Origin of the sequence: Ammoniphilus resinae, from assembly GCF_017873965.1 — a bacterium.
Lineage (GTDB): Bacteria > Bacillota > Bacilli > Aneurinibacillales > RAOX-1 > Ammoniphilus_A > Ammoniphilus_A resinae.
In genome coordinates this window covers 638,762-654,251 of the sequence record NZ_JAGGKT010000001.1, presented here as the reverse complement: position 1 = coordinate 654,251, position 15,490 = coordinate 638,762, and the positions used below count along the sequence as shown (strand labels likewise).

Genomic DNA, 15,490 nt, shown 5'->3' with positions numbered 1-15,490 from the left:
TTTATGATCCTTCCTTTACCGGTTTCATATAGCGGATCATACCTTTTCCATCATAGGCAGGAATCACTATTTTGTCTAGTTTTTTCATAATAATTTTTTTATTGACAATCGCAAAATATTCTTCGAATCCTCGTAGCTTCATTGCAGATTCTAGCACATTGGGATCACCAACCACTTTAATCTCATAAGGAAGTCGGATTATTTTTGTATCCATTTGAATTTCATCACCAACATTACGGATCGCAGTAGTTGGGGTAACTCTATTTCCATTAATAGAAATACCATGTGCCCCTGCCCCAAATAGTTCATTCACGACATAACGAAGATCGTCATCAAAAATGGTGCTTAAATAACCTCCATCTTCCTCATCCACCGGGGTATTCTGGATGGTAATAATCAATCCCGATCCTTCCATCTCAGCTAATCCTCCAAGTGCTTTAATTCGGCTTAGTTCTTCTTTCATTACCTTCAACGAGTCAGAATGGTTGAGGGGATTTTCATACTCATAAAGGAGTTGATCGTATTTGGAAATATCCGTAAGGATTCTCCGATGCCTCTCCATTTCCTTCTGAAGATCTTGACGAATTTGAGAGATATCCTTAGAGTCCGTTTTTGCGTGGGCATTATAGGACTTAAATTGAACAGCTAACATAAAGCCAATAATGACACTAATTGCGATGATAATTAAAGGGATTTGTTTTTTTGATTTCATCTATAAATCCTCTTTCACAACTAATTTCTGTGTATCCCCTGTGTAAGCCGGAAGGTTTAACTTATCCTTTTTCTCCAATTTAATTTCAATATTGGTAAAATCCTTTAAGTTTTGCAGCACACCCTGCGGCATACTCAATGCCGTTGAGAGAGTATCCGGATTTCCGATGGCTGAAATTTCGAAAGGTGGTACAACTTTCACTTCATTGACAAGAACTGTTGGTCCGACACATCGGATGGAGGAAATGGTGGTCAAACGCTGCCCATTAATGCTAATTGCTTCCGCGCCGGAAGCAAATAATTCATTAACTACCTGGCGAATATTTTCTTCGTGTACGATAAAGTCGTTCACATTCCCTAGATCGGGAACTTCCTTGCTGTCATTGAGTATCACCATAACCCCTGAACCTGTTACAGGTACCAATCCGACCCACATTCTGACTTCTTCAAGTTCGCTAAGTAATTCTTTCCCTTCAGCCTGTCTTTCCCCCATCTTTTCCTCAAATTCAGAGACCTTATGTTTGATGCTTTGCAGTTGATTTTCAAGTTCTTGAATTTGTGCCTGTTCTTCAATAAGCTTCTCCTGTAGTTCCTGTTTTTTCTCCCATTGATCATCTGAATAGGGAAGGGTACCTGACGTGGTTTGCTTCGTAAATTGAACACTGTACGAAACAATAAATCCAAATGAAAGAAGGACCAGTGCAAGATAAATATGGATCCTATGAATTTTCATTTACCTTTTCTTCATCCTCTCCAACTGAATTTTCATACGGAATAAACCATTTGCCATCAAACAACATGATCACTCCTTTAGGGTTCCCCTCCTGCATTAAATTTGCTACAAATGCAGGATACCAATTCATATTTTTAGCAAAGTTACGAATCGAAGTTTGTACTTCATAGCCGTCCTTCATAAAAAGGACAAGGCGAAGAGGATCTTCAATGGAAGCAGGCTTTATTTCTGAAATGAGACTTAATACAGACGGGTCTACCTTTTTCAATTCAAGGGCCAACTTTGTCAGCATTGATTCATCTTCCCACTCACGGATGAGCGGCTTATCTATAAATCTATCATTCCAACTCCTATTTTCCAACTGTGTACCGTTTTCCAAAACTGGTGTGATATTTCCTTCCGGTCCAATCATGTAAGCAATTCGTTTATTTTCTTCAATTTTAATGGATATTTTCCCTGGGAAATGTGATTCAACTGTGGCGATTTTTATTTCTGGCAGGGAGACTAAGGCTGCCTCGATCTTTTTGTGGTGTACTGTGAAAAAAGAGTTGCCCTTGCTTAGTTCTGAAACTTGAATGATCTGAGAAGTAGTTACCATATCATTTCCCTTGACTTCAATGGAATCAATTTTACTTAAAGGGGATCGAAAAAACAGGACTGCACATAAGCCTACCAAGAAGATCCAGCCGAGCCAAAGAATAAAACGATTGACTTTCTTCTTCCTCTGTTTCTTTGTAAGTGCCGGTACACGTTCCATATCTTGCATAAAGTTTGTCCCCTTTTTTCGATCGAAAAGCGGCATATTAATATATGCCGCTTTTTACCATCTGAAAATTATAAGTTTGCTAGGATGCAGCTGCAGAAACTTCAACCTACACTTTCCGGATCTATCCTGGGATTCGGCAAATCTGTGCACCGATAGACCGGAGTTGTTCATCTATACGATCATAGCCTCTATCAATATGATGAATTTGATTAATATAGGTCGTTCCTTCGCAAGCCAAGCCAGCTAAAATAAGCGCCGCGCCTGCACGTAAATCTGTGGCCTTCACCTCAGATCCGACAAGCCTAGTACCGCCAATGATTCTTGCCTCATTCTGTTTAATTTCAATCCGTGCGCCCATTTTACGGAGTTCTGCCGCATGCTTGAAACGATTTTCAAATACATTCTCACGGATTATACTTGTTCCGTTCACAGCTGTAAGAAAGACCATCAATTGGGCTTGCATATCCGTTGGAAAACCCGGATAGGGACCTGTTTCAATTAGTTGCACAGGTTTCAGATGGCTCCCTGAAGATACTTTTATTATATCATGTGCCATCTCTATTTCAACACCGCATTGTCTTAGAACACTTACAAGTGATTCCATATGTTCATCATAAATATTTTCAATCGTTACATCTCCCTCTGTCATACAGCCAGCAAGGAGCATCGTTCCGGCAACAATGCGGTCTGGAATAACCTTGTACTTTACAGCTTCAAGTTGGTCAGTCCCCTCAATCACAATGATTGGTGTCCCGGCTCCCCGAATTTTGGCTCCCATCTTATTTAAAAAGTTTTGCAGATCCGTGATCTCTGGTTCTCTTGCCGCGTTCCGAATGATTGTTTTCCCCTTGGCTCTAGTTGCCGCCATCATAATATTTTCTGTCGCTCCGACACTCGGATAGTCAAGAAAGAGGTCAGCTCCAATGAGGCGACTTGCTGTACAATGAATATAATCATTATATTCCTCTATACTTGCTCCTAAAGCCTGAAGCCCTTTTAAATGAAGATCAATTTTTCTTTCTCCGATTGCACAGCCCCCTGGGGGATAGACAATCACTTCACCAAAGCGAGCCAATAAAGGACCCATAAGGAAGATAGAGGATCTCATGAGGCCCATTAAATCCCTTGGAATATGTGGAACTATCAATGAACCAGTGTCAATCAAAACGTTGGATTCCTTATGCTTTGTCTTTGCTCCCAATGCAGTTAAAATATCTAACATAACCGAAATATCGGATAGGTGGGGAACATCCTGAATAGAATACTGGCCTTCCGCCAACACCGTGGCAGCCAGAATCGGGAGGGCGGCATTTTTTGCGCCGTGAATGCGAAGGTTTCCATGTAGCTGTCTTCCACCTTCGACAGCTATTTTTCCCATTGTTTCACCTCCGAATTACCCTTCACCCACCACCTCAACTTCTGGAATTAATTGAACTTGATACCTTTCAGCTATTTCCTTTTGTATATGTTGGATCAGCGCGAGGACATCTGCTGCAGTAGCCTTGCCACGATTCACAATAAAATTTGCGTGCTTCTCCGATACTTGCGCATCACCGATTCGATACCCCTTCAACCCAGACTCTTCAATTAATCGACCGGAGTGGTCATGGGGAGGGTTTCGAAATACACTGCCACAGCACGGTAGCTGCAACGGTTGTGTCAATCTTCGGCGATCCTTATACTTGGCCATTGCATCAGCTATTTCTTTACGATTGCCATGTGCAAGTTGGAAAACGGCAGCAAGCACAATTCCACCTTTATCCTGCAAAATCGAATGACGATAGCGATATTGCATGTCGTGATTCGTGTAGGTTTTTATTTCACCGGCTTCTGACAAAACTTCCGCTGATTTTAAAATTCGTGATATATCAGACCCATGGGCACCTGCATTCATATATACTGCGCCCCCGACGGAACCGGGAATTCCGCCTGCAAACTCCAATCCCGTAAGCCCTTCTTTTCCTGCCATTACGGCAAGCCGGATAAATGAATATCCCGCTCCGACATGCACCACATCATCCTTAAATTCCAGATGATCCAATCCATCAGCCAACTTAAACACAACACCACGGATTCCTTTGTCCCGTACAAGTAAATTGGATCCCTTGCCAATTACCCGCCAGGGCAGTTGATGTTTATGAACGATTCTCATTGCTTTAACCAACCCACTTAGATCCTTTGGCTGAATAAAAACATCCGCCGGTCCACCTATTTTCCAAGTCGTATGGTTGGCTAGGGGTTCATCTTTTAGTACGATCCCTACTTTTTCTAAGCTTAGTTCCTCGATTAATTTATTCATAGCCTTCCCCCCCCAATGAAGATGCCCTTGGGATCTTTTTTATCACGTCTTTATACTGTAATTTATGCCAATGGCATCTTTATTGTGACAATAGCCTATTTGTTTATTAGGGCTTGCATCTCATTGTATACTTTTTCTGCAGCCAATGGTTCACCTAGCTTCTTTGCCGCTTCTTTCATCTGCATCCAACTTTGATTATCACCTATCAGCGTATCAATCGCACGCAATAGCGTATTTTCATCCAATTCATGCTCTAGCAATACGCAAGCAGCACCATTCTGTTCCAACCAACGAGCATTTTTTTCCTGATGATTGTTAGTGACATAAGGTGACGGAATCAAGATTGAAGGAATACCAAGGGATGTGATTTCTGCCAGGAAAGAGGCACCCGCCCGATTAATAATTAAGTCCGTTGTAGCCAGCACCTCGGGCATGTTGTATAAGAATGGATATACTGAAAGGTTGTCTGGTATAGTCTCTAGTTCTTTCAACCTCTCGGTCACTGTTTTATAATGAACATCCCCAGTAACATAAACAAAATGCAGTTGTTTTCGTTCCTCCAAATAAGGAACGGCATTGAGAAAAGCTTGGTTAATCGCTTTTGCTCCACGACTGCCACCTACTACCAGAACAATCTTTCGGCCTGGAAAGACTTTTAATGAAGCACGACCTCGGATTCCGTCAGCATTATAAACCTCTGTTGCTCTTGGATTTCCTGTTACAACAACCTTTCTTTTCGGAAAGTATCCGGCAGATCCCGTGAAAGAAACCGCTATACGAGTTGCATAGCGGGATAGAAACTTATTAGTTAATCCAGGAATGACATTTTGCTCGTGAATTAAAGTAGGGATTTTCATCTTATGGGCAGCATAAACAACAGGACCACAGACATATCCGCCTGTACCAACCACAATATCTGCCTGAAACTCTGAAATCAATCTTTTGGAACGTGATACCGCTTTAAGGAAGCGGTAAATGGTTTTCACATTATCAAATGAAATTTTCCGTCTAAACCCGGATATTTCAATCGCCTGAAATTCGATCCCTGCTTTTTGAACAATATCTGCTTCTAAACCGTTTTTACTTCCGATGTAAAGAATCTGCGACGCAGGATTATGTTCTTTAATTTGTTTCGCAAGGGCTAAAGCGGGATAGATGTGTCCACCTGTCCCGCCACCAGTTAATATTACTCGCATGTTATCACCACTAGACGCTTTTTTCTTTATCTTGCAAATCGAGAAATATTCAACAGCACCCCAACACCGGTCAGCATCAAGGTTAGTGACGAACCACCATAGCTTAGAAAAGGAAGGGTAATCCCAGTAACTGGAAACATCCCAGTAACAACCCCGACATTAATAATCACCTGAATGGCAATCATCCCGACAATTCCTGTAGCAAGCAAACTCCCAAATTGATCTGGGGCGGAAATAGCAACACGCATTCCCCTCCATAAGATCAATAGGAAGAGCAGTAAAACCATGGTGCCCCCAATAAAACCAAGTTCTTCAGCTAATATGGAAAAAATAAAGTCGTTATAAGGTTCGGGAAGGTAATTGAATTTTTGGCGGCTCATTCCGAGGCCAAGACCCATAACACCTCCCGGGCCAATTGCATATAACGACTGAATTAATTGATATCCTGAACCTAGGGGATCTTGCCAAGGATCAATGAAACCTGTGATTCGCTTGATCCGGTAAGGCGCTGCCAAAATTAGTCCGGCAAATCCAATAACTCCAAGCATCCCCAAACCAATCAGATGCTTGATCTGGCAACCGGAAACAAAGATTAATAATACCGCTGTTCCCATTAAAACAGCTCCCGTACCAAGGTCAGGCTGAAGCATAATAAGTCCAAATGCGGCACCTGAAATCCCGAGGGTCGGCACAAGCCCTTTGGTAAAGGATACTATATTTTTCTGGTTTTCCGAAAGCCATTTGGCTAAAAAAACGACCATGCCAAGCTTGGTAAATTCCGCCGGCTGAATCCCAAAGGCTCCAACACCCAACCAGCTTTTGGCACCATTAACTTCTTTACCAATGATCAGGACAACTACCAAGAGAACAAAACAAGTAACCAATCCAACTTTTGCCCATTTTTTCCATACCCAATAATCAATATTCATCATGAAAAACATCGCAGCAATGCCTAACAGCGCAAAAATCAGCTGTCTTTTTGTAAAAAAGAATGGATCTCCTTTAGCAATCGCTACAACCGCACTCGAACTGTAAACCATGATTACACCAACTGTAAGCAGCAGTATAGTTGAAAGAATAATGATGAAATCAGGTGTTGATCTTGCTTTTGTCACAGCCGCCCCACCCCAATATCGCCTAAAAATTTGCCCCAATGGAGGTGAAGACTAATGCAGGATCACCTCTATTTGTTAGGGCTTGTTTTAAGCATATGCACGGACTCTTTAAAAATGCTTCCTCTCTCTTCGAATGAAGCATGCATATCCCAGCTTGCACAGGCGGGTGACAACAATACGATATCTCCAGCGTTAGCTACTTTTCTGGCTTCTAGTACGGCTTGCTCTACAGTATCCACGATTACAAGATACTTTAACCCTGCTAGTTCACCAATATGACGAAACCTTTCCTTAGTTTGGCCATACGCCACTAAGCCTTTGACACGTTCTTTCAGCATCGGGATCAGTTCCATAAAATCATACCCTCGATCCAATCCACCCGCAATCAGCACGATCGGGTTTTGAAAAGATTGGAGAGCCTTCATCGTCGCTGAGGAATTTGTAGCTTTAGAATCGTTATAATATTTCACCATGTCAATTTCTGAAACAAATTCCAGACGATGCTCTACCCCTTGAAAAGAAGCTAGCACTTCTGCAATGATTTTCCCTTCCACGCCAAGTGACTTACAGATCGCGGTAGCAGCCAGTGCATTTTCTAGATTATGGGTTCCTGGAATAGCAATCTGGCTAATAGCTATGATCTCTTCCTTCCCTTGTTCCGACCGAAAGACAATAGCCTCATTCTCCACATAGGCGCCAAAATCAACGGACTGAAGTCTACTAAACCACATTACCTGACAAGGTGCAGTGGATGCCACGTCTCGTGCTCCTTCATTGTCCGCATTGAATACACCAATCTGATCGGCGGTCATATTGGAAAATAATTTACCTTTAGATGTTATGTAATCCTCCCACGTTTTGTGATAGTCCAGGTGAGCAGGAATAACATTCAACAAACAAGCAACCTGTGGCTGAAATAGAAGAGTGCCCTTTAATTGAAAACTACTCAGCTCAGCTACAAGAACTTGATCCTCTTTCACAGTTTCCGCCTGCTCGCATAAGACTGTTCCAATATTTCCGGCAACGATGGGCGCTCTATTTGCTTTTGCGAGGATCTCCCCGACCAAGGTGGTCGTTGTTGTTTTACCGTTTGAACCTGTTATGCCAACAATAGGTGACTTGGAAATCCAATAAGCTAATTCCACTTCTGTAATAATTGGGATCTCTGTTTTAATCCCTTCTTGAACAGGACCTGCCGTATATGGAATCCCTGGATTTTTCACAATCAAATCGATTCCTTTATGGATTAAACCTTCGGGATGTCCACCAAGGATTACTTTAACTCCAAGCGCCTTAAGTTCAGAAAGATGATTTTCCGGATGTTCCTCTTTTTGATCATTCACCGTAACATGAGCTCCTAAACGAATCAAAAGCTTGGACACAGCCAAGCCACTTTTAGCTAATCCGAGAACTAGCACATTCTTGTTTTTTATCCATTCCCGTCCGTATTCCATCAATTCAACACCTCTATATAAACAGCTAATCCTGCGAAAATCAAACCTAAAAGCCAAAAAGTCACCACGACCCGCCATTCCGACCATCCACCCAGTTCAAAGTGGTGGTGCAATGGACTCATTCGAAAAATTCTTTTCCCCCGCAATTTAAATGAAGCTACTTGGATCATGACAGACAAGGCCTCTAAAACAAAGACTCCACCAATCAAAGCCAAAAGAATTTCAGTTTTGGTTAAAATCGATACAGCGGCAAGGGCACCACCTAGTGCTAGAGATCCAGTATCCCCCATAAAAACCTTTGCAGGGTGCGCATTAAAAACTAAAAATCCTAAAACAGCTCCCACCACTGCAGCACAAAAAATCGCAACATTCATTTGACTGGACATCCAGGCAATAATCGCATACGCACTAAATGCAATAGCGCTGCATCCCGCAAGTAGCCCATCTAATCCATCTGTTAAATTTACAGCATTGGAAGAACCGACTGTAATAAAGATAAGAAAGGGTAAATACAGCCAATGAAGTTCAATCCCAGTCGCAAGTCCTGGAATGTATAGCGAGGTATCAAAATCATATTGTACAAGAACATAATACAGGATCAATGCTATCGCTAACTGGCCAAAAAGCTTTTGTTTAGCAGTGAGTCCCAAATTTCTTTTTAATGAAATTTTTATAAAGTCATCTAAAAACCCTAGCAATCCATAACCTAAAGTTAAAAACATCAAAAGAAAAAGCTCCATCGATGAATTGGCAAATTTAAGAACCGTAAAAGATAAGGCCAAAATAATTATGATTCCACCCATTGTAGGGGTTCCAGCTTTTTTTTGATGTGATTTAGGTCCTTCCTCCCGAATACTCTGCCCAAACTTTAGTCTTCGCAGGAAAGGGATAAAGAGGGGGCCAAGCAAAACGGCAATTAAAAAAGCTGCTGCTATAGCAAATAATAGTACTCGGATTGGCATCCCCAGCCTCAGCCTCCTTTACAATTTTGACAGACGTTGTGTTGTTTCACGGCCAACGGTTCTATGTTACTTTATTCTATTTTGTATGGCAACAGAAGCAACTTCTTTATCATCAAAGGTGAAAACTTGGTCTTTCACAATTTGATAGGTTTCATGGCCTTTCCCGGCAATTAGGATACAATCGCCTTTCTGTGCCCTGGCAATGGCATACTCAATTGCCTCCCTACGATTTGGGATCACCGTGAATTGATCCTTTGCATTCGGGACACCTGATACCATATCATCAAGAATCGCTTGAGGATCCTCAAACCTAGGATTATCAGATGTGAAGATTGCATGATCTGAATGTTCGACGGCGATAGCTGCCATCAGCGGACGCTTAGTCTTATCACGATTCCCACCACAGCCGACAATACAATATAGTTTCCCTATGGTAAATTCTTCTGCTGTCTTAAGGACATTTTCAAGGCTGTCAGGAGTATGCGCGTAATCAACAATGACCGAGTAATCCTGACCGACATCTACCCGCTCAAATCTCCCCCTTACTCCTTCAATAGACTCCAGACTGGAAATAATAGAACACAGGTCGATCCCCTCTGCCAAACAAGCCGCTGCTGCAGCAAGAGCATTATAAACACTGAAAAGCCCTACTAATTTCATTTGGACAGGAGAATCCCCTTTATAAGTTCTCAACATGAAGGATGTCCCTAAACTGCTAATCGATATATCAGTTGCCCGGACATCTGCATCAGTATGGATCCCATAACGAATAACTTGAGCGGAGGTTACCCTCTTAAAGTGATCAGACGCCGGGTCATCGGCATTAAGAATAGCAAATTTCTGATCTTTATGATTATAAGTATTCCCAAGCTGGGAAAAAAGAAGGGCTTTAGCATCCCGATATTTTTCCATTGTTTGATGATAATCAAGATGATCTTGGGTTAAATTCGTAAAGATCGCGGTTCGGAAATTACAGCCCCACACCCGACCTAATTCCAGCGCATGACTTGAGACTTCGATACAGGCATGTGTCGCACCTTTATCCGCCATGTAAGCAATCAATCTTTGTAATTCCAGTGATTCTGGGGTCGTATTTTTGACTTCCTGGATCTCCTCCCCGAAGCGCATCTGGATTGTCCCAATAATCCCTGCCCGAGATCCAGCATCTTGCAAAATCTTCTCTACGATATGAGTGATTGTCGTTTTCCCATTTGTTCCGGTGACACCCATAAGTTTTAGACGGTGTGTAGGATAATTGTAAAAGCGATCGGCTAAAATGGCGAGTGCTTTCTTCGTATCAGGAACTCGAATACAGGTTTCAGATAGAGTATCTTCCGATTCTACAAGTACTGCACAAGCCCCGTTGTCCAGGGCTTTCGATATGTACTGATGCCCATCTACGGTGAAACCTTTTAAAGCAACAAACAGGTATCCTGGCTTAATTTTTCTAGAATCGGTCTCGATCCCTGCGATTTCAATATCCGGGTTTCCTCTAGTAAGTTCGTATAAATGAAGAGAGGAAAGTAAATCACGTAATATCATCAGGCTGATCCCTCCATCCTAATCGTGTAACGTTTATCATTTTAATCATCTTTCTTCGTTTTGTCACCAAGATAAATTCGTACAACACTTCCTTCTTCGATATGACTTCCTGGTTTCGGCGATTGGTAAGTAACAATATCGCCGTTCCCCTCAACCTCCAAAGGTATCGAATAATACTGCAGATGCAATTTATCTTTTTCTAGACCAAGCAGATTGGGGACTTCCAACAATTTCTTATCCGGATACATATATTCTTTCGGCATCTGATCCTTTCTTTTGTCTACGTTTAGATATCTTAAAGAAGAATCAAGAACATTTCGTACAATCGGGGCAGCGATCGTTCCTCCGAATTGCCGCACTCCCTTCGGGTTATCTACAGCTGCATAGACAACAATCTGCGGATTATCCATCGGCGCTATACCAATAAAGGAGACGATATGCTTGCTTTTGGAGTAGACCCCATTTTCTACTTTTTGCGCTGTCCCGGTTTTCCCTCCTACACGGTAGCCGTCAATATAAGCATTGCGGCCCGTTCCGTTGGCAACGACAGACTCCAAGGCATATCTAACCTTCTTTGAAGTTTCTGGGGAAATAACAGTATCTACGATCTCCGGTTCCACTGTTGAAATGATATCTTCAGTAATTGGATGGTGCCACTCTTTTGCCAGATGCGGTTTCATCAATTTCCCCCCGTTAACGGCAGCAGAAACAGCGGCAATCTGTTGAATTGGGGTTACCGACACCCCTTGACCAAATGCGGTTGTAGCCAATTCCACCGGACCAACCCGATCCATTTTAAACATGACTCCGTTTTCTTCCCCGATTAAATCAATTCCTGTTTTCTTCCCAAAACCAAATTTTTTGATGTAAGCAAAAAGGCTTTCTTTTCCCAAGCGTTGACCCAGGGCAACAAATCCCGGGTTACAGGAATTCTCTACTACCTGCAAAAAAGTCTGATTCCCGTGCCCCCCTGCTTTCCAACAGCGGAGACGTGCTCCTGCTACATTTACAAAGCCTGGATCATTAAAATGTTCCTTGTCTAAATCCACCTTCCCCTCCTCTAATGCGGCCGCAAGAGTAATAATTTTAAAGGTAGAACCTGGCTCGTAGGTTTTCCAGATGGGAAGATTTCGATTGTAAATTTCCGATGGATAATCGCGAAAACTTTCCGGATCATAATTCGGTCTGCTTGCCATTCCCAGAATCTCCCCCGTTTTCGGGTCCATAGCTACCACCATGGCATCATCTGGGTCATACATGGCAAATGCCTGGTCCAGTTCTCTTTCAATGATTGCCTGAACATTGCTGTCGATAGTCAGGTATAGGTTAAGACCATCTTTGGGAGGAATAAATTTTTCCACTTCACCAGGAATCTCATTTCCCTTGGCATCCGAATAGAAGGAAATATGCCCCCTCTTTCCCTGTAGCATATCATCATAAACTTTCTCAATGCCCGAGAGTCCCTGATTGTCAATTCCCGTGAATCCTAGGATGTGGGAAGCAAACGCCCCCATCGGATAGTAGCGCTTGCTGTCTTCCGCAATTTGAACCCCAGGGATTTCCAATTCACGAATCTTGCGCGCCAATTCCTCAGGTATTTTCCTTCCGCCGGGAACACGGACAATCATTTCCCTTTGTGATATGGCACGAAAAATGTTTTTCTCATCTGCCTTTAATAAACTGGAAAGCTGCTTGGCGACTGCTGGTTTATCTTTAATCTGAATGGGGATTGCCCAGACAGATGGGACACTAATATTATATGCTAGGACTTCGCCATTCCGGTCATAAATCATTCCCCTTTTTGCTTCAAAAGGGATATCTCTACTCCACAAATTTTCCGCACGATCTAATAGTTCAGGACCTTGAATCACTTGAACATATCCTAGTCTTGCTATTAAAAGGGAATATAAAAACACACCGATCAATAATGCAATAAATATTCTGCGACGGACAGTTACGTTTGAAACTCTCACCCTCATCCCCCTCTTTTGCTGAAAGCCAGGCTGAAAAGTGTCCAGGCTTACCTTGTCTTACCTAAACCCTATTCAAAAATAAAGGGAGATAGAACGTTTAAGGCGTTCTATCTCCCGATTTTGTCCGACGTTTATTCTTGGATTTCTTCTTGCAAATCTTGCTCTTCCACATTCAATTCATCAACATCCGATTTCGTGTGCAGGGTAATGGTTAATTTTTCCCCTTTGGTAATAATGGTTCCTGCCGGTATACTTTGTCCCACGACGAACCCTTCTCCGAGAACATTGACTTTCACTCCTAACAAGGTACAAAATTCCATTACTTCCCTCAAGGTTTTCCCTGTAAAATCAGGTAAAGGCGCTTCTAAATGTTCCGATGTAATCAGATAAACCACACTATCCTTGGACAATGAGGTGCCGCTTGTTGGATATTGTTGAATGACACTTGTCCCATCCCCAAGCACTTTTCCTTGCAAGTTAGCTTTGCCTGACAGTTCCACAGCAACAGATGGTGGCTTACCTAGTAAATCAGGAACTTGAATTGACTCTGGCTTAGCGATCTTCATATTATCCACTTTCAGATCGGGACTTATTTTTAGGTACTGTAAACTATTCTGCATAACATGCTTGAAGATCGGTGAAACCACATCACGACCGCCAAAATTGGAATCAGGCACGTCAGGCTGGTCTACGACTACGGATACAAGCAATTCAGGTTTATCCTTGGGTGCAAAACCAATAAACGAATAGATGTATTTATTTGCTTTGTAACCCCCATCCATGGCAGCTACCTGGGCCGTTCCTGTTTTCCCTGCTACATGGTATCCGGGAATATTATAATATCTTCCCGTCCCCTCAGTAACAACAGTTTCAAGGATATCTCTAACCATTGTCGAGGTTTTTTCCGAAACAACTCTTCTTACCGTTTCCTTTTCGGTCCGTTGCAGAATTTCCCCGGTTTGTGAAGCACGGATTTCTTTAACAATATGCGGTTTTAACAGCTCACCGCCATTTGCCACGGCAGAAACAGCTGCCACTTGCTGAATTGCTGTTACAGCAACCCCCTGTCCAAAGGTCATGGAGGCAACATCACGAGGATACAACAGCCCCTTCGGTTTTAAACTTGCAGCTACTTCCCCAGGCAAACCAATGCCCGTCATTTGGCCAAAGCCGAATTTCTCCAGATAGTCATAAAACTTATCCTTGCCTAATCGTTCATAACCAAGGATGGCAAATAGTACATTACTTGACTCTTGAACTCCGCGAAGATAGGAAATCGTTCCCCAACCTTGCCCGCCATTATGGTCTTTAATTGGTGGTGTAACTTTGCGGTAGGTTCCGGAATGATAGGTTTCGTCATTGCTGTATACACCTTCTTCGATTGCGGCAGCCAAGGTCACAATTTTAAATGTTGAACCTGGCTCAAACGTACTTGAAATCGAAAAGTTCGTCCAGTTGCTGATATTCCGATAGGAATTCGGATTAAAATGAGGTCTGTTTGCCATGGCCAAAATATCGCCTGTATTCGGGTCAGCCACTATAACCGAAATCCCTTTTGTGTTAAATTCTTTGGTAATCGTATTTAGGGCATCTTCTACATAATTTTGAATCTGATAATCGATGGTTAAATAAATATCTTTACCATCTTTTGCCGGCTTGAAGGTTTCAATTCCGTCAGGGAGCTTGAATCCCTTCCGATCCTTCAACAGCTTATATTCCCCTATTTCCCCGCTTAATTCTTCATCAAATATTTTCTCTATTCCCATCACGGGATTTCCGTCAAGGTCGACGTATCCTAGAATATGCGATAAAAAAGAATCATTTGGGTAGTAACGTTTCTTTTCTTCATACAGGAATATGCCTGGCAGTTTCAAATCAACTACCCTTTGTGCAGTATCCTCATTGATCTTCCAGCCTCCCGGACGAAGTTCAACCTGTGTTCTGCTTGCATCGCGACCATTTTCAATTAGTCTAGCAATTCGTTCAGCTGGCATCCCCAAGACCGGAGCAAGTTTTTGGGCAGTGTCAAAGGCATTTTCTACATAGGATGTATCTGCCTTATCCCATGGTTTTAATTTTGCAATAACCGTATAGGCTTTGGCTGTATAAGCCAACACTTCTCCATTGCGGTCATAAATCGTACCACGCTTGGGTTGAATCGTCTCGTTTCTCTCCCATTGGGCCTGAGCATCACGTTTCAGCCATTCAGCACTGACCGTCTGAATCCAAAACAGACGGAATGCTAATAAAAAAAAGAGGAAGGTAAAAACTCCCCCTAGAAACCATGTACGAATTCTGATTCTCTTATTCATCGGTTTCTCCTCCACGTATGTTTTCGCTAGTGGGAAAGAACACGAACGGTACTGTTCTTCATTGTCATACCTAGTTCCCGCTGTGCGATATCTAAGATGCGCTCCCGTTTGCTTAGTTCATCAATCTTTAGTCTTAAACTTGAATTTTCTTCATGGGTTGTATTAATGACTTCCTTGGTATTTTCAATATCATAATTAAATTGTGAGATTAGGGCATACCTTGACAAAATAAATCCGGAAATACATACAACCATAATAACACTCAATAAATAAAGGAGTTTTTCTTCCACAGGTATACCGTATTTGACAGTAACCTTTTCAACTTTTGATTTCCTCTTTGCCCCAGAAGCATGTTCCTGCTTTAGTTGAACAGCTAAATTTCCATATTGATTCCCTCTCAAACTTTTCTTCCTCCTCCCGACGGACC

The 15,490-nt window shown here is 42.3% G+C and carries 13 protein-coding genes; all 13 read right to left on the bottom strand.

Annotated features, from left to right (window positions below):
- Position 1: 1 nt before the first annotated feature.
- The 13 genes from J2Z37_RS03220 to ftsL all read right to left on the bottom strand — a co-directional run bounded on the left by J2Z37_RS03220 (position 2) and on the right by ftsL (position 15,464).
- Positions 2 to 712, bottom strand: a complete 711-nt coding sequence (locus tag J2Z37_RS03220) for a DUF881 domain-containing protein (RefSeq protein WP_209808741.1) — start codon at positions 710 to 712, stop codon at positions 2 to 4.
- Positions 713 to 1,444, bottom strand: coding sequence for a DUF881 domain-containing protein (locus tag J2Z37_RS03215; RefSeq protein WP_209808740.1), 732 nt, complete (start codon positions 1,442 to 1,444; stop codon positions 713 to 715).
- Positions 1,431 to 2,210 (bottom strand): cell division protein FtsQ/DivIB, encoded by a 780-nt coding sequence (locus J2Z37_RS03210; protein ID WP_209808739.1) that lies wholly within the window; start codon positions 2,208 to 2,210, stop codon positions 1,431 to 1,433. The genes J2Z37_RS03215 and J2Z37_RS03210 overlap by 14 nt, the downstream gene beginning before the upstream one ends.
- Before the next feature lie 121 nt (positions 2,211 to 2,331).
- On the bottom strand, positions 2,332 to 3,588 hold the full coding sequence (murA, locus tag J2Z37_RS03205; RefSeq protein WP_209808738.1) for a UDP-N-acetylglucosamine 1-carboxyvinyltransferase: 1,257 nt from the start codon (positions 3,586 to 3,588) through the stop codon (positions 2,332 to 2,334).
- Between the two features lie 15 nt (positions 3,589 to 3,603).
- Positions 3,604 to 4,509, bottom strand: a complete 906-nt coding sequence (gene murB / locus J2Z37_RS03200; RefSeq protein ID WP_209808737.1) for a UDP-N-acetylmuramate dehydrogenase — start codon at positions 4,507 to 4,509, stop codon at positions 3,604 to 3,606.
- Between the two features lie 95 nt (positions 4,510 to 4,604).
- Entirely contained in the window at positions 4,605 to 5,705 is a 1,101-nt protein-coding gene (murG, locus tag J2Z37_RS03195; protein ID WP_209808736.1) for an undecaprenyldiphospho-muramoylpentapeptide beta-N-acetylglucosaminyltransferase, read from the bottom strand.
- Positions 5,706 to 5,731: 26 nt separating this feature from the next.
- Entirely contained in the window at positions 5,732 to 6,820 is a 1,089-nt protein-coding gene (gene spoVE / locus J2Z37_RS03190) for a stage V sporulation protein E (protein ID WP_209808735.1), read from the bottom strand.
- 68 nt (positions 6,821 to 6,888) lie between these two features.
- The gene (gene murD / locus J2Z37_RS03185) at positions 6,889 to 8,274 is read right to left on the bottom strand and encodes a UDP-N-acetylmuramoyl-L-alanine--D-glutamate ligase (protein WP_209808734.1); all 1,386 of its coding nucleotides are present in this window, start codon (positions 8,272 to 8,274) and stop codon (positions 6,889 to 6,891) included.
- The gene (mraY, locus tag J2Z37_RS03180; protein WP_209808733.1) at positions 8,274 to 9,236 is read right to left on the bottom strand and encodes a phospho-N-acetylmuramoyl-pentapeptide-transferase; all 963 of its coding nucleotides are present in this window, start codon (positions 9,234 to 9,236) and stop codon (positions 8,274 to 8,276) included. Before mraY ends, murD begins: the two co-directional genes overlap by 1 nt.
- Before the next feature lie 66 nt (positions 9,237 to 9,302).
- A complete protein-coding gene (locus J2Z37_RS03175) occupies positions 9,303 to 10,778 on the bottom strand; it encodes a UDP-N-acetylmuramoyl-L-alanyl-D-glutamate--2,6-diaminopimelate ligase (protein WP_209808732.1) in 1,476 nt (491 codons plus the stop codon).
- 41 nt (positions 10,779 to 10,819) lie between these two features.
- On the bottom strand, positions 10,820 to 12,751 hold the full coding sequence (locus tag J2Z37_RS03170) for a stage V sporulation protein D (protein ID WP_209808731.1): 1,932 nt from the start codon (positions 12,749 to 12,751) through the stop codon (positions 10,820 to 10,822).
- 131 nt (positions 12,752 to 12,882) lie between these two features.
- Positions 12,883 to 15,063: a PASTA domain-containing penicillin-binding protein gene (locus J2Z37_RS03165; protein WP_209808730.1), complete on the bottom strand. Its 2,181-nt coding sequence runs from the start codon at positions 15,061 to 15,063 to the stop codon at positions 12,883 to 12,885.
- A gap of 26 nt (positions 15,064 to 15,089) precedes the next feature.
- Positions 15,090 to 15,464 (bottom strand): cell division protein FtsL, encoded by a 375-nt coding sequence (gene ftsL / locus J2Z37_RS03160; protein WP_209808729.1) that lies wholly within the window; start codon positions 15,462 to 15,464, stop codon positions 15,090 to 15,092.
- Between the last annotated feature and the right edge of the window lie 26 nt (positions 15,465 to 15,490).